Here is a 16,115-nt window from a genome sequence, read left to right as displayed (position 1 = left end):
TGGTCGTATTGATGAATAGGCGTCAAGATTACATATCTATCTACGGGGCTTTTGCGGTAACCATTATTTTGTGGGGGTCCGCCTTTCCATTTATCAAACTCGCATTACAAGATTTTCAAGCGACACATTTATCAGCATTACGATTGGTTATCGCAAGCGTCATATTGCTGTTAATCGGTGCTATCAAAAGAGTGCCACTGCCAGATATTCGAGATGTACCATTGCTTATGTTATTAGGGATTTGTGGTTTTGCGGTTTATCATACAGCATTGAGTATCGGTGAATACTACGTGAGTGCTGGCATTGCGAGTTTGCTTGTATCAACAACGCCTATTTTCTCGGCACTATTGGCAACTACTTTTTTACAGGCCACTTTTTCAAAATTTGCTTGGTTAGGATCTATTATCGCATTTTCGGGGATTGCACTGATTTCGTTAGGAGACAGCGAACAGTTAAAGGCATATCTTATAGGCATCATACTGATTTTACTCGCGTCATTTGGCGAAAGTATTTATTTTTCATTTCAGCAGCCTTTACTCGAAAAGTACGGTTTTATGTCACTAACGGTGTATACGATGTTTGCTGGTGTATTAGCAATGTTAGTATGGCTACCGGGCAGTCTTCATGACTTACAAACCGCGCATGTGCACACGGTTTTAGCAGTGCTCTATTTAGCGATAGGACCCACAGTCATTCCTTATCTTGCATTGGCATATACGATTCAAAAAGTGGGCGTGTCTGATGCGACTATTTCACTTTACCTGACACCCGTTGTATCACTTGTATTCGCTTATTTAATGCTGGGTGAAATTCCTACTATCTTCGCAATTATCGGTGGACTTGTGACATTAATAGGTGTTGGTATTACAGTACTTCATGACAAATAAGCAAAAACCCAGGTACATGAAGGGAATGTACCTGAGTTTTTGATTTAACGTGGGGCAAGGGCGAAACTTCTAACAGGGAAACCGGGGGCATGGTCCGGTTTAGGCGCAATGTTAAAAATGATCGCGCCACGTGTCGGCAACTGATCCAAGTTGGTCAAGAGTTCGATTTGATAGCGGTCTTGACCTAGGACATAGCGTTCGCCAATGATATCTCCGTGTTTGGCGATATCGACAGAGGCATCGGTATCGAAAGTTTCGTGACCGATTGCCTTCACGTGTCGTTCCTCCAGCAGATATTGTAAGGCATCGAGTGACCAGCCAGGCAGGTGTTGTTGACCGTCAGCATCTTTGTTCTCGAATGCTTCGTGATCTGGCCAACGTTTCGACCAGTCACTACGGAACGCGACAAACGTATCCGGTTCAATTGCGCCGTGTGTTGCTTCCCATTGTTCGATATGGTCACGTGTCAGACGGAAGTCAGGGTTCTTCGCGACGTCTGCCGAATAGTCCAAGACGATCAATGGTAAGACGAGTTCTTGCAATTCGAGTTCGTGCAAGTAACGTTGATTCGCAACAAAGTGGATGGGGGCATCAATGTGTGTGCCATACTGTGTTACGAATGACCATTGTTGGACGAAAAAGCCGTCCTTCTCAACGGTAAAGGGTGTGTCAATTTGGGCACCTTCAAATGCTGAGAAATGGGGAGAGTCCGCATTGAAGGTATGTGTTAAGTCGATCCAACGTGTTGATTTTAATGTTTGCAATTGTGTCCAAAGTGGATGTGTCATAGGCAAAACCTCCTTTAATCAGCGTGCATTAGCGACAATAAAGCATGTGGGCATTCCTTTTAATTTTGATATGTAGTAGCTGCTAGGCGTGGAAATCAGCTTTTCCACACCTAATCAGCCTTGCCAGGGAGGTTGGGACAAAAGCGTTTAGGATTTGAGCAGAACCGAACGATGAGCAAAATTACTTTTTGATTTTGACGAAATCGTGGCAGTTCTGCCGAAAATCCTGCTTTTGGTACACCGTTTATCGGCTTCCCAGTACTTAAATTTATTGTGTCCCAGCCACATGATAGAAGTGATGGTGGGGTTATGTGTTAAGGGTTCAAAGTCACTTCTAACAATTTTCTAATCTACATAAGCAAAATAATTGGGAAGGTGGGACAACGAAATGGGGGCACGGTCCCACCACCAAGCAGATACGCCTGCCTTATGATGTTTAACCTTGGCGTAGTTTTTGCGCGCTATCTACGAGTACTGTGAGTGCGGCTTTCACTTCATCTTCTTTACGTGTTTTTAATCCGCAGTCTGGATTCACCCAGAAGAGTGAGCGGTCGATTTGTTGTAGGGCACGGTTGATCGCTGTTGTCACTTCTTCTTCTGTCGGGATACGTGGGCTGTGAATATCATAAACACCTAGTCCGATACCAAGGTCGTAATTGATGTTTTCAAAGTCCTGAATCAAGTCTCCATGGCTACGAGATGTTTCAATTGAGATAACATCGGCGTCAAGTTCGTGGATGGCATGGATGATCTGACCGAACTGTGAATAGCACATATGCGTATGAATTTGTGTTTGATCCGCGACAGATGATGTCGCAAGTTTGAAACTATGCACGGCGTTGCGTAAGTAGTCTTCATGATAAGCTTTACGAAGCGGTAAGCCTTCACGTAATGCAGGTTCGTCTACTTGAATGACTTTAATACCTGCAGCTTCAAGTGCTAACACTTCTTCATTAATCGCCAACGCAATTTGGTTTTGTACCGTTTCACGTGGAATATCAACGCGTTCAAATGACCAGTTCAAGATTGTGACTGGACCTGTCAGCATACCTTTGACCGGCTTGTCTGTTAGGCTTTGCGCGTAGACTGTTTCTGCCACTGTTAATGGTGCTGTCCATTTCACATCGCCATAGATGATTGGTGGCTTCACTGCTCGTGAGCCGTATGATTGTACCCAGCCGAATTTTGTTACGAGGAAGCCTTGTAACTTTTCGCCAAAGAATTCGACCATGTCGTTACGTTCAAATTCGCCATGTACCAGGACGTCTAAGCCAATCTCTTCTTGAATTTCAATCCAACGTTTAATTTCATTTTTTAAGAATGTTTCATACGCCTCATCTGAAATACGGTTGTTTTTCCAATCTGCACGATATTTACGTACTTCTGGTGATTGTGGGAATGAACCGATTGTTGTTGTTGGTAAGTCAGGTAAGTTAAGGCGTTCTTGTTGTGCAACTTTACGTTCTGCAAATACTGAAGCACGTTGTGAACGTACGCTATCAAAGTCATAGTCTAAGTTTTTGAAATCTTGTTGTTGGAAACGTGCATATTGTTCAGCTAATGCGTTATATTTCGTCGCATCGTCTTTGTTGAATAAGCGTTTTAAAGCGTCTAATTCATTTAACTTTTCAGTCGCAAAGCTCAAGCCATCACGAATATCTGCGTCTAGTGTTTCATCGTCCAATGATACTGGCACGTGTAATAATGATGATGATGGGTTGATGTAAAGGTCATCTGTGTATTGTGTGAGTGTCTCAATTAAAGCTTTTTTCGCTTCAATATCAGCAGCCCATACGTTACGTCCGTCGATAATACCCGCAAATAATGTTTTCGTACGGTCAAAGTCACCATTTTCAAGTTGTTCCAAGTTATGGCCGCGGTCGTGTACAAAGTCTAAGCCGAGCCCTTTAACTGGTAAGCTGCTTAAAAACTTCACATTTGCACGTTCAAAGTATGTTTGGATAATTAATTTGCCACCCAGTTCTGCATCCGCAAAAGCTTCATAAGCACTTTGTGTAATTGCTTCAAGTTCTGTACCTTGGTCTGTTGCTAAAATTGGTTCGTCTACTTGAATTAGTTCTGCGCCTGCTTGAACGAGTGATTCGAACACTTCGATATAAAGTGGTAATAATGTACGCACTTTGTCTTCAAATGACTGTTCGCCACCTTTTGAGAGTGCAACGAAAGTAATTGGTCCAACAATCACTGGATGTGCAGGAATGTTGAGTGATTTCGCATAATTGAAACGTTCCAATAATGTGTTTTTGCTGACTTTCGGTGTGACATTGTTCCATTCAGGTACGATGTAGTGGTAGTTCGTGTTGAACCATTTAATTAATGCGCTGGCAACGTGTTCCTTGTTACCACGAGCAATGTCGAATAATAAGTCGTCATCTACTTCGCGCCCTTGAAAGCGTTCAGGAATAATGTTGAATAGTAATGATGTATCCAAGATGTGATCGTAAAGTGAGAAGTCGCCCACAGGTACACTATCGAGTTGATGATGTTTTTGTAATAATAAGTTTTCACGATGCAAGTTTTGTAATGTATCGTCGAGTTCTTCTTTGTTGATTTTGCCGTTCCAGTATCCTTCAATAGCTTTTTTCCATTCACGTTTGCGTCCAAGTCTTGGGAATCCTAAGTTTGTTGTTTTAATTGTCATAATATAACCTCCTGATTATGGTCCGTAATAGATTTTGAATATGCTGCGAGTTCTAGCGAGTAGTCGACCCGCTCGAATGGTGTGATGAGATACAGTCCATTGAAATAGTGATGGACGTGATCAATCAGTGACTTACACAGCGATAGGCTAAGTTCGTAAGTGGCTTCTTTGTCATCAGCCACTGCCTCAAATTGTGCGAGTACCTCTTCAGACATCTTAATGCCGGGTACCTCGTTATGTAGGCACAAGGCGTTTTTGTAGCTGGTAATCGGCATAATGCCAATGAAAATGGGTACATCTAGATGTTTGGTTGCTTCATAAATTTCTGTTATTTTCTCCTTTGTAAAAACGGGTTGTGTAATGAAATAATGCATGCCGCTTTCGATTTTTGTTTCCATTTTGCGTACAGCGGCTTTGATGTTACGAACGTGTGGATCGAATCCACCCGCGATGTTAAAGTGTGTTTCTGTCTTTAGCGCATCGCCGTCCGTGTTAATCCCTTTGTTAAAGCGCAGTGCCAATTCTGTTAAGCCTTTCGAGTTCACATCGTATACATTGGTCGCGCCGGGCAGGTGTCCGACTTTCGAAGGGTCGCCGGTAATCGCTAATATTTCATGAATACCGAGTAACGATAGACCAAGTAAATGTGACTGTAAGCCGATTAAGTTACGATCGCGACATGTAATGTGTACGAGTGGTTCAATGTTAAAGCGCTGTTTGATGAGACTTGCGGCTGCAATATTTGAGACACGTACCGTCGCTAAAGAATTGTCTGCCAGTGTAACTGCATCGATTTGTGCATCATCAAGTGCTTTGATGTTGTCGAAGAACCGTGTTGTGTCTAAGTGTTTTGGTGTGTCGAGTTCGACGATAATGGTTGGTCGTTGACGCACACGCTCTGACAATGTAAGGCGTTGAGTCCCTTGTTTTCTCTTCTCTCGTTGCTTATGAATCGGAATGACTTTCTTCTCCGTAATTGGTTTGAGTGATGCTACGGATGCTTTAATATGTCGAATGTGTTCCGGTGTCGTACCGCAACAGCCACCGATAAGACGTACCCCTTCTTGAATGAGCTGCTCGGCAGTATCGCCAAAATATTGTGCGTTGTTGCTATATTTAAATGTGTCGTTATCAATGTCTAGCAGGCTGGCATTCGGATAACAAGATAGATATGCCTTGTCTGGTAAAGCGATATGACTGAAGGAATTCTTCATATGCATTGGTCCGTGATGACAGTTGAGTCCAACAATGTTAGCACCAGCTGCCGTCACTTGTTGTAATGCATCATTAATCTCTGTGCCGTCGATTAGATAGTTGGTGTTTGAAGCGGTCAACTGTGCAACGATTGGAATATCGCTAAAACGTGCCCGTGTTGCAGTGATGACTTTGAGTAATTCTTCTAAGTCGTAATACGTTTCAAATAAGAGCCCGTCGACGCCAGCAGTGACTAAGGTGTCCACTTGAATTTCTGTATGATATAAAATTGCTGACAGTGACAAATCCCCTTTTTTGACGCCTCGGAATCCACCAACTGTACCTAAAATAAAGGTGTCTTCGTTAGCCGCGCGTTTGGCGATAGCTACAGCTGCTTCATGGATTGCTTTTACTTTATGCTCCAAGCCAAATTGTTTCAGTTTCTCAAAATTGGCGCCGTATGTGTTTGTTTGTATGATGTCAGCACCTGCTTCAATGTATGAGCGGTGAATATGTTCTACCTTTTCAGGGTGTGTAAGATTGTAGGCTTCAGGGCACGTATCTAAACCATCAGAGTAGAGAATCGTCCCCATCGCGCCATCAGCCACTAGAACTTTGTGCTTGAGGGTATTTAATAATCGACTCATCGTATACCTCCTTTAGTGCGTTGTCTAAGTCTGAGATGAGATCATCCACATTTTCCAATCCGACGCTAATGCGGAATAGGCCGAATGTAATGCCGCGTGCTTCACGTATTGCTTGTGGAATGGCTGCGTGTGACATGGTATTAGGATGTGACACGATTGTTTCCACACCGCCTAAGCTGACGGATACAAGTGGAATCTTGAGTGCATCCACAAATTGTTGTGCTTTCGTTTCATCAACTAAGCGAAAACCTAAAACAGCACCACCATGATGTGCTTGACGTAAATGCGTGTCACTATTTCCTGGGTAATACACTTCCGAGACAGCAGGGTGTTGTGCAAGGAATGTATTTATTTTTTTAGCACTTTCAACAGATTGGTTGAAACGTACCGCTAATGTTTTCAAGTGTTGGGTTAGCGTCCAACTGTCATAAACGGATAACGCAGTACCCGTGCCGTTTTGAATGAGATACAGTGCGTCTGCAATATCGTCATCATTTGTAACGACGGCGCCAGCAATGACGTCGCTATGACCGCTTAAGAATTTGGTTGCGCTGTGAATCACAATGTCGGCACCGAGGTCTAAAGGCTGCTGACCAAGTGGTGTCATAAACGTATTGTCGACAGCAACACGTATATGGTTACGTTGCGCAATGTCGATGACTGCTGGAATGTTTGTAATTTTGAATAACGGATTGGACGGTGTTTCAATATAAATTAATGCTGTATTGGGTTGAATCGCATTTTCGATATTTTTTGGGTCTTCCGCATTCACCGTTGTAAACGTGATATTAAACTTAGCGAGAATCTGTTCTGTTAAGCGAAATGTCCCACCGTACACATCATCAGGAAGTATGACGTGATCACCTGCTTGTAATGTTAGAAATACAGCGGTAATGGCTGTGATACCTGAATTAAACGCAAAGCCATGTTTGCCGTTTTCAAGTTGTGCTAATTTTGTTTCAAGATGCGCGCGGTTTGGATTGCCACTTCTTGCATAGTCATAAGCCGTTGCGCCACCCAATTGTTGCTGATGATACGTTGATGAGTAATACAGCGGTTGGTTCGCACTTTGATACGTTGGCTCACGATGGCTATCATGAATTAATTGTGTTTGTTTCTTTAAACTCATACCGTCACGTCCTCTCTTGATTTTTGTAAGGCTTGAATTAAGTCGTTTTCAATATCTTCATAGGCTTCTACGCCGATAGATAAGCGAATTAAATGTTGGTCGATACCACGTTGGTCTTTCTCTTCATCGGGCATATCGACATGTGTTTGTGTGTAAGGAAACGTGATAAATGTTTCCGTTCCACCTAGACTTTCAGCAAAGCGACACACTTGGATATGTTTGAGTAATGCGCCAACAGAATAATCAGGTTGTAATCGCAGGCTCAACATACCTGTACGACCGCTATAAAGTACTTCTGCAATACCATCAAGTGTTTGGCAACGTTGCGCTAGTCGCTGGGCATTTTCTTCTGAGCGTTCCACACGTAAATGTAAAGTTTTTAACCCACGCTGTAACAGGTAGCTATCGAAAGGTGAAAGTGTTGCGCCAATCATGTTATGCAAAATGTTCAGCTGTTCTGCAAGTTCTGGATCTTTGACCGTTACGACGCCTGCTAAAACGTCGTTATGACCACCGATATATTTTGTTGCCGAATGTAGCACGATATCCGCGCCATCTTTCAAAGGTGTAGAGAGATACGGTGTTAAAAACGTGTTGTCAATAATCGTCAAAATGTCATGTTGTTTGGCAAGTATGTAATAAGGTGCTGGGTCAATATCAATCATGAGCGGATTCGAAATCGGTTCAATAAAGAATGCACGTGTATTTGCGTTAATATGCGCTGCCACTTCCGTAATATCTTCAAAATGAACGTATTTGAACTTGATGCCATATTGTTGTTCGTAAAACTGGAATAAGCGAAACGTCCCACCGTATAAGTCATAAGAGACGAGTATTTCATCTCCGGTTTGGAATAGATTACAAATGAGTTGGATACTCGCCATACCACTCGCTGTCGCAAACGTCGAGATACCACCTTCCAGCTTTGCAAAGGCTTCTTCAAACGCATTGCGCGTTGGATTCTTCGTTCGTGTATAGTCATAACCCGTAGATTGACCGAGTCCTTGATGTGCGTATGCAGTTGAAAGATAAATAGGGTTTGCGATTGCGCCTGTACAATCTTCAGTCAGTGCAATCTGTGCCAGTTCTGTTGCTTTCATTGTGATACAACCTCCTCAAACAAAATAAAAAGCTTCCGTCCTTTATAGCCGATTCATGATCGGAATATAAAGGACGAAAGCTTTTTCGCGGTACCACCTTTGTTCGTTACTTCATCACTAAAGCAACCTCTTCCAGTACGCCAAATTGTCTGATGTACGTTAAGAGTATGCGTATACAGTGAGGGTGTATACGTGGAATTCCAGTACGCCATCTAACAACATGTTAATACTGTATCGCGATAACGGGCGAACCCGGTGATACCTCATATTGGCATCAACACTCCAAGGCCATTTTCAAACGTGCTTTCAACATCTTCTCTCAGCAAATGAAGACTCTCTGTAATTGCAGGGGACGTTCTACTTTCCTTTTTACAGTGTTTCGAATAATGTGTGTTTTGTTTTGGTAAATCACACTTTACACGAATAGAAAAATGTTGTCAACACATTTATCAGAAAATTATGATTAGAGAGAAATTTGAAGGTCGTGTTAAATGATGGGTATCCCTTGTCTATCTAAGGCGCAACCAGTAAAATAGAATAGTCAAATTTTTTGCGAGAGTAGGTGATAAGATGTCGGATAGTACATCGATGACAGGTGATGAACAGATTAAATTGCTGAACCTGGCAGAGATACGCCCGAATCCTTATCAGCCACGAAAAGATTTTGATCGTGATAAACTCGTAGAACTTTCGGAGTCGATTGTGCAGCATGGGGTGTTACAGCCAATCGTTGTGACACAATCGATTCAAGGGTATTACATTGTTGCGGGAGAGCGGCGTTATCGTGCAAGTGAATTAGCAGGATTAACGCATATTCCGGCAATTGTGAGACAGTTGTCAGATCATGAGATGCGAGAGCTGGCGATTATTGAAAATTTACAGAGAGAGAACTTGAATCCTGTGGAAGAAGCGGAGAGCTATCAGCAATTGATGCAGGCACATCATATGACACAGCAAGCTGTTGCGGCGCGTCTCGGCAAATCACGTCCGTATATCGCCAATATGTTACGCTTGTTGAAATTGCCCACGTCTATTCGTCAATTAATACGAGAAGGTACGCTATCAGGCGGTCATGGTCGGACGTTATTAGGGTTGAAAGATCCTGACAAGATGCGTCAATACGCAGATTTAGCCGTCCGGGAGTCTTGGAGTGTACGCTATTTAGAACAACGAGTAGCTGAGGCACAACCAGCATCAGAAGGGAAACAACAGCAGTCAGCGCAACCGAAAAAACCTCAACTAATACGTCAGCATGAACAACAACTTAGCGAACAGTATGGCACATCTGTAGAAATTGCTACGAAGCGTCATACAGGGCAAGTTACCTTTACGTTCCATTCAGAAGCAGACTATCGACGACTGATTCAGTTGTTGAAACGAAAATAGCAGAATAGCTTAATAGAAAGGGTATGATTATGCAAAAATTTGAGTCTATCATTAAAGGGATGGTTCAGCCATTTCTTGAGCCGGAGACGTATTCTAACCTTTTAACGCAATTAGTGATTGTGGGGATATACGTACTTGCGGCATTTATTGTGACGCGTATTTTAAACAAAGTCATTGCACAATTTTTCAAAGTAAACAGTAAGGGCGGCAAAATCGGTCGCTCCAAACGTTCTAAAACATTGATTACACTTGTACAAAATGTTGCTGGCTACCTCGTATGGTTTATCACATTAACAACAATTTTAAGCAAATTTGGTATTAGTGTTGAAAGTATTTTAGCTGGTGCCGGTGTTGTTGGTTTAGCAATTGGTTTCGGTGCCCAAACTTTAGTCAAAGACGTGATTACTGGTTTCTTTATTATTTTTGAGAACCAGTTTGATGTTGGTGATTATGTCAGCATTAAAAATAATAGCGCACCAATTGCAGAAGGAACTGTTAAGTCTATCGGTTTGCGTTCAACACGTATTTTATCGATTACGGGAGAGCTTTCTACTATTCCAAATGGTACAATGAGTGAAGTGACGAACTTCTCTGTAACGAATGGGGTAGCGATTATTAATATTCCTGTCTCAATTGAAGAAAATCTTGAAGTTGTTGAGAAGAAAATGAATCAATTTCTCAAAAAGATTCCACAGAAGTATGATTTATTCTTAGAGGCACCGGAAGTCTTAGGTGTCGATGCGGTCAATGGTTACGAGGCGAGCATTCGCATCGCGGGTGAAACGACACCAGGCGAGAACTTTACCGGGGCGCGTATTTTACGACGTGAGCTCAAAGACTTTTTACAGGCAGAAGGTATTAAAGCCCCTGCACCAACGCTCGTTCAGTTGTATCAACAAAACAGTGAACAACAATAAGTGAAAGGTGCGTGATGAACGTGTCTGCAAAATATGGTTTAAATGATATAGTAGAGATGAAGAAACAACATGCATGTGGCACGAATCGCTTTAAAATCATTCGCATGGGTGCGGATATTCGTATCAAGTGTGAAGCATGTCAGCGCAGTATTATGTTGCCACGTCAAACATTTAATAAAAAACTAAAAAGTGTACTTGAATCAGCGAGTACGCATGATAAGGAGAATGAATAATGGCTTTAACAGCGGGTATTGTAGGTCTACCTAACGTAGGGAAGTCTACGCTATTTAACGCAATTACAAAGGCAGGCGCATTAGCAGCCAACTATCCATTTGCGACAATCGATCCTAACGTAGGGATTGTAGAAGTACCAGATCAACGTTTGAACAAATTAGCAGAAATTGTGAATCCGAAGAAAACTTTACCGACGACTTTTGAATTTACGGATATTGCAGGTATCGTAAAAGGTGCGTCAAAAGGTGAAGGTTTAGGTAACAAGTTCTTATCACACATTCGTGAAGTAGACGCGATTTGCCAAGTCGTACGTGCATTTGACGACGATAACGTGACACACGTTGCGGGTCGTGTGAATCCGATTGAAGATATTGAAGTGATCAATATGGAGTTAGTGTTAGCCGACCTAGAGTCAGTTGAGAAACGTTTACCACGTATTGAGAAAATGGCACGCCAAAAAGACAAAACAGCGATGAATGAAGTGCGTATTTTAAGCCAAATTAAAGAAGCGCTTGAAGATGGTAAACCAGTACGTAGTCTTGAATTCAACGATGAAGATCAGAAGTACGTGAACCAAGCACATTTATTAACATCTAAGTCAATGCTATATATTGCGAACGTTGGCGAAGATGAAGTAAATGACGCGGACAACGATAAAGTACAAGCAATTCGTGAATATGCAGCGAAAGAAGACTCAGAAGTTATCGTGATTAGCGCGAAAATTGAAGAAGAAATCGCAACACTTGACGATGAAGACAAAGAAATGTTCTTAGAAGAGCTAGGCATTGAAGAGCCAGGCTTACATCGTTTAATTCGTAAAACGTATGACTTACTTGGACTTGCGACATACTTTACAGCAGGTGTACAAGAAGTGCGTGCGTGGACATTTAAAGAAGGTATGACTGCACCACAATGTGCGGGTATTATTCATACAGATTTCGAACGTGGCTTCATCCGCGCAGAAGTGACAGGTTATGAAGACTTCGTAAACAACAATGGTGAACAAGGCGCGAAAGAAGCGGGTAAAATGCGTCTCGAAGGTAAGGACTATGTTATGCAAGATGGCGACGTCGTGCATTTCCGCTTTAATGTATAGTGATAAAATCAGTGATACACTGTCTTTCAGTAAAATGAGAGACGGTGTTTTTTTTATCCGCGACACAAGTAATTGGGGTGAGACGTGCGTGTTAAGTAGTATCAACTAGAAAATAAGGTCTTTATCTGTCGCGTAAAAAAATAAAGGGTTGATGATTGTCAAAAGGCAAGGGGTGTGATACAATTTTGAAATGTGAGTAATGAAAATTATTCCTTGCTTGTCGCATATGAGTGACAAGCCGCATAGACCACAAGGAGGTGCAAATATACAATGAGAAAATATGAAGTAATGTACATCGTTCGTCCTAACATCGAGGAAGATGCACGTAAAGCAGTTGTTGAACGTTTCAACGGAATTTTAGCTTCTGACGGTTCTGAAGTATTAGAAACAAAGGACTGGGGTAAACGTCGCTTAGCTTACGAGATTGAAGATTTCAAAGATGGTTACTACTACATCGTACGTATCCAAACTGAAAACAACACAGCGACTGACGAATTCCAACGTTTAGCAAAAATCAATGACGATATCATTCGTTACATTGTTGTTCGTGAAGACGAAGAAAAGTAATAGAATCTTAATGGGGGCGTGAAGCATGATTAACAGAGTTGTATTAGTAGGTCGATTAACTAAAGATCCAGAATACAGAACGACACCCTCAGGCGTAAGTGTAGCGACTTTTACTCTCGCAGTGAATCGTACGTTTACGAATGCGCAAGGGGAACGTGAAGCAGACTTTATTAACTGCGTTGTTTTCCGTAAACAAGCTGAGAATGTTAATAATTTCTTATTCAAAGGTAGCCTTGCAGGTGTTGACGGTCGCTTACAGTCACGCAGTTACGAAAACCAAGAAGGCCGACGCGTATATGTTACCGAAGTTGTTTGCGATAGTGTTCAATTCCTTGAGCCGAAATCAGCAAATCAACGACACGCACAAAGCAGTCCGAACCCAGGAAATGACTTCCAAAGTTATGGACAAAGTTTCGGTGGACAACAGCAAGGTCAAAATTCGTCATATCAAAACAATCAGCCAGCACGTAATGACAACCCATTTGCGAATGCGAATGGACCAATTGACATTAGTGATGATGATTTACCATTCTAACAATACGAACTGAACAATAAAAATTTTGAACAGGAAGGGAGGCACACAATCATGGCAGGTGGACCAAGAAGAGGTGGTCGTCGTCGTAAAAAAGTTTGTTACTTCACAGCAAACGGTATTACACACATCGACTACAAAGACACTGAATTATTAAAACGTTTTATTTCTGAACGTGGTAAAATTTTGCCTCGTCGTGTGACAGGTACTTCAGCTAAATATCAACGTATGTTGACTACAGCTATCAAACGCGCACGTCATATGGCATTATTACCATTCGTTAAAGACGAAGCGTAAGATATATAAAAACCTCGCAGCTCATTGGAGTGTGCGAGGTTTTTTGTCGTTTTTATATTATTTTTGACCGTTCAAGTACTTATCTAGAATTGGCAATATAACATGATCTAATAGTAGTTCATTGTGCGTACCGTAAAGTAAACCATTAGAATGAATCTCAACTTTTATAGCATCATGAGGGTTAAATGCTACTATCTGGTCTATAAAAATAGCTTGTTCATCCAAAGTCAAAAGTAAGTAATCTTTCAAAATGGCAAAAGCTTTTTCACTTTCTTTAATTTGATTGAAGATATCGTGTATTTTCTTTAAAGTCTCTGCATTAACTGAGGAGTCAGACACTTGCATACTTACTAGAACCCACTTACCACTTTTAAGCAGCGATTCCATAATTTCTATCATGAGAAAAGCGTTAATAATAATTTGCGTAAACCCTGTTTCATATTTTTCCCTCATCAAACGAGGGTATCTCCCATAATTATTTAAATCTGTTAACTCAATAGCCTCGATAGTATATGTTCCTTGTTCAAATGCTTTCATTAACTTCAAATACTTCGACATCGTACACCTCATTCTAATTAATATTTAAATATAATATATCATCTCTATGCACAAAAACAATAAGCTATATCACTATAATACTCGTTCATACTATCAACTAGTCGTCGTAAATAGATTAGGAGAAAAGTGTACACCTCAGTTTTACATATTAAGAAGACATATAAGAATCTGCTCCTAATCTTACATACACTTTTTATTCACAATATGTATTCGTTTACATCATAATATTTGTACCTATGTTTCTCAAAGATGTGCTAAAGTGATAGTAAATATAAAAAAGTCGCATGATGTTGACAGCTTATGTATTGTGTCAGGCTTTATGATTATGCATGGAATCATGAAGTTGGCAGTTTATCTCAAGGTTATGCATAATCAAACTGCTTTGTTTAAAAATTAATGTGAGTCGCTGCTAAGATATATAGACGCTGTTGATTGGCATTTATTGGTATATCTTATAGAAGGCTTAGGAGGAACAAGTATGGTTCAACAAAGGAATACACAGACGTATCAAGGAGACAATAAGTTAATACTGGGGATTGTGCTTGGTGTGATCACGTTTTGGCTGTTTGCGCAATCGCTGTTGAATGTGGTGCCAGCGCTCCAAAATACATTCAATAGTAACCTCGGTACCATTAGTATTGCGGTCAGTATTACAGCACTCTTTTCAGGTATGTTTGTGGTTGGTGCGGGTAGCTTAGCTGATAAGGTAGGACGCGTTAAAATCACGTATGTTGGTTTATGGTTAAGTGTGATTGGCTCGCTTATCATTATTGTTAGTGATATACCAGCACTTTTGATTTTAGGACGCGTGATTCAAGGATTATCTGCGGCAGCGATTATGCCGTCGACGCTTGCGATTATGAAGACGTATTATCGTGGTAAAGATCGACAACGTGCGTTAAGTTACTGGTCTATCGGTTCATGGGGCGGTTCAGGTGTTGCTTCACTGTTCGGCGGTGTGATTGCGACCAATTTCGGTTGGCGTTGGATTTTTATTATTTCGATTATCGTTGCACTGGCATCAATGGTATTGATAAAAGGGACGCCTGAGACGAAAGCGACACATCAATCATCTTATCGCTTTGATGTTCGTGGACTTATCTTGTTTGTCTTGATGATGTTAAGTATTAATATTGTCATTACGCAAAGTGGTACGCTAGGTTTCTTCTCGCCGATTATTCTATGCTTAATGTTGATGTTTATAGTGACAACTTTCTTGTTCGTCAAAGTTGAAAAGGGTCAAGATACGCCGTTAATTGACTTTAAACTGTTCAAGTCAACGTCATATACTGGTGCGACGCTGTCTAACTTCTTATTAAATGGTGTGGCAGGGACGTTGCTCGTCTCAAACACTTTCGTTCAACAAGGACTCGGGCTGAATGGTTCTCAAGCGGGTTATTTATCAATCACATATCTCATTACAGTGTTGGCGATGATTCGTGTCGGTGAGATGGCGTTACAACGTGTCGGTGCGAGAAAACCAATGTTGATTGGTGCGATGTTTAATATGCTTGGAATCGTGCTCATCTCAATGACATTTTTACCGAGTACATTGTATATCGTTGTTTGTGTGATTGGTTACTTGTTCTATGGTTTCGGTTTAGGTTTCTATGCGACGCCATCAACAGATACAGCGATTTCCAATTCGCCACAAGATAAAGCGGGTGCTGCATCAGGTATTTATAAAATGGCGTCATCACTCGGCGGTGCATTTGGGATTGCATTATCAGGTGCGGTTTACGGTGCAGTTACCGATGCGACGAATATTCAAATAGGTGCGATGACAGGCTTGGGCTTAAATATCGTGCTAGCACTTCTAGCTTTTATCATTATTTTTATCACAATTCCTAAGACGCAAAAGCGTGTCTAATATATAACGAAACGGGGCTGGGACATAATTCGTTCCCTAGCCTCTTTTGTAAAAAGCCCTGATTAAATGTTTTTTTGACATCTAATCAGGGCTTTGTTATGGATATTAGTAAAAAAATAAAGCACTTACCGTATAATTATTAATAACCACAAAAATAAAAAAATCGGGGGTGCTTTATATGTATAAAGAGTATAACATTTTTCAACTAACACTGCCAATCGAAACTGAATTTTCTTTTCCAGATAATGATA

At 41.3% G+C, this 16,115-nt stretch carries 15 protein-coding genes and 1 other annotated feature; of the genes, 9 read left to right on the top strand and 6 right to left on the bottom strand.

Features of this window, described 5'->3' with window-relative positions; all coding sequences use genetic code 11:
• The first annotated feature begins 11 nt into the window (after positions 1-11).
• Positions 12-887 (top strand): DMT family transporter, encoded by an 876-nt coding sequence (locus CD122_RS07540; RefSeq protein WP_103358423.1) that lies wholly within the window; start codon positions 12-14, stop codon positions 885-887.
• Positions 888-931: 44 nt separating this feature from the next.
• Here the strand turns inward: CD122_RS07540 and CD122_RS07535 are convergent, their stop codons facing one another.
• The 5 genes from CD122_RS07535 to CD122_RS07515 all read right to left on the bottom strand — a co-directional run bounded on the left by CD122_RS07535 (position 932) and on the right by CD122_RS07515 (position 8,407).
• Positions 932-1,675 (bottom strand): cyclase family protein, encoded by a 744-nt coding sequence (locus CD122_RS07535; protein WP_103358380.1) that lies wholly within the window; start codon positions 1,673-1,675, stop codon positions 932-934.
• 436 nt (positions 1,676-2,111) lie between these two features.
• Positions 2,112-4,340, bottom strand: a complete 2,229-nt coding sequence (gene metE / locus CD122_RS07530) for a 5-methyltetrahydropteroyltriglutamate--homocysteine S-methyltransferase (RefSeq protein WP_103358379.1) — start codon at positions 4,338-4,340, stop codon at positions 2,112-2,114.
• Positions 4,334-6,178, bottom strand: a complete 1,845-nt coding sequence (locus tag CD122_RS07525; protein WP_103358378.1) for a bifunctional homocysteine S-methyltransferase/methylenetetrahydrofolate reductase — start codon at positions 6,176-6,178, stop codon at positions 4,334-4,336. Before CD122_RS07525 ends, metE begins: the two co-directional genes overlap by 7 nt.
• Positions 6,132-7,307, bottom strand: coding sequence for a cystathionine beta-lyase MetC (gene metC / locus CD122_RS07520; RefSeq protein ID WP_103358377.1), 1,176 nt, complete (start codon positions 7,305-7,307; stop codon positions 6,132-6,134). The genes CD122_RS07525 and metC overlap by 47 nt, the downstream gene beginning before the upstream one ends.
• The gene (locus tag CD122_RS07515) at positions 7,304-8,407 is read right to left on the bottom strand and encodes a PLP-dependent transferase (protein ID WP_103358376.1); all 1,104 of its coding nucleotides are present in this window, start codon (positions 8,405-8,407) and stop codon (positions 7,304-7,306) included. Before CD122_RS07515 ends, metC begins: the two co-directional genes overlap by 4 nt.
• A 66-nt stretch (positions 8,408-8,473) precedes the next feature.
• Positions 8,474-8,789: a binding site (T-box leader), on the bottom strand.
• Between the two features lie 188 nt (positions 8,790-8,977).
• Here CD122_RS07515 and CD122_RS07510 point away from each other — a divergent pair.
• The 7 genes from CD122_RS07510 (at position 8,978) to rpsR (ending at position 13,436) form a co-directional block, all read left to right on the top strand.
• Positions 8,978-9,793, top strand: coding sequence for a ParB/RepB/Spo0J family partition protein (locus CD122_RS07510; RefSeq protein ID WP_103358375.1), 816 nt, complete (start codon positions 8,978-8,980; stop codon positions 9,791-9,793).
• A gap of 29 nt (positions 9,794-9,822) precedes the next feature.
• Positions 9,823-10,710, top strand: a complete 888-nt coding sequence (locus tag CD122_RS07505) for a mechanosensitive ion channel family protein (protein ID WP_103358374.1) — start codon at positions 9,823-9,825, stop codon at positions 10,708-10,710.
• A gap of 20 nt (positions 10,711-10,730) precedes the next feature.
• Positions 10,731-10,943, top strand: a complete 213-nt coding sequence (locus CD122_RS07500; RefSeq protein ID WP_103358422.1) for a DUF951 domain-containing protein — start codon at positions 10,731-10,733, stop codon at positions 10,941-10,943.
• Complete coding sequence (gene ychF / locus CD122_RS07495) at positions 10,943-12,040, top strand: redox-regulated ATPase YchF (RefSeq protein ID WP_103358373.1); 1,098 nt, start codon at positions 10,943-10,945, stop codon at positions 12,038-12,040. The genes CD122_RS07500 and ychF overlap by 1 nt, the downstream gene beginning before the upstream one ends.
• Positions 12,041-12,310: 270 nt before the next feature.
• The gene (gene rpsF / locus CD122_RS07490) at positions 12,311-12,607 is read left to right on the top strand and encodes a 30S ribosomal protein S6 (protein WP_044360075.1); all 297 of its coding nucleotides are present in this window, start codon (positions 12,311-12,313) and stop codon (positions 12,605-12,607) included.
• A gap of 25 nt (positions 12,608-12,632) precedes the next feature.
• Positions 12,633-13,142: a single-stranded DNA-binding protein gene (ssb, locus tag CD122_RS07485; RefSeq protein ID WP_103358372.1), complete on the top strand. Its 510-nt coding sequence runs from the start codon at positions 12,633-12,635 to the stop codon at positions 13,140-13,142.
• Between the two features lie 51 nt (positions 13,143-13,193).
• Complete coding sequence (gene rpsR, locus CD122_RS07480) at positions 13,194-13,436, top strand: 30S ribosomal protein S18 (RefSeq protein ID WP_014614919.1); 243 nt, start codon at positions 13,194-13,196, stop codon at positions 13,434-13,436.
• A gap of 57 nt (positions 13,437-13,493) precedes the next feature.
• Here the strand turns inward: rpsR and CD122_RS07475 are convergent, their stop codons facing one another.
• Entirely contained in the window at positions 13,494-13,994 is a 501-nt protein-coding gene (locus CD122_RS07475; protein ID WP_103358371.1) for a hypothetical protein, read from the bottom strand.
• Positions 13,995-14,472: 478 nt separating this feature from the next.
• Between CD122_RS07475 and CD122_RS07470 the strand changes: the two genes are divergently transcribed.
• Complete coding sequence (locus CD122_RS07470; RefSeq protein ID WP_103358370.1) at positions 14,473-15,864, top strand: MFS transporter; 1,392 nt, start codon at positions 14,473-14,475, stop codon at positions 15,862-15,864.
• The last annotated feature ends 251 nt before the right edge of the window (positions 15,865-16,115 follow it).

It is taken from the genome of Staphylococcus rostri (assembly GCF_002902145.1).
GTDB classification, from domain to species: Bacteria; Bacillota; Bacilli; order Staphylococcales; family Staphylococcaceae; genus Staphylococcus; species Staphylococcus rostri.
Note: the sequence above shows the minus strand (reverse complement) of the source record. Positions and strands in the feature narration are given on the sequence as shown.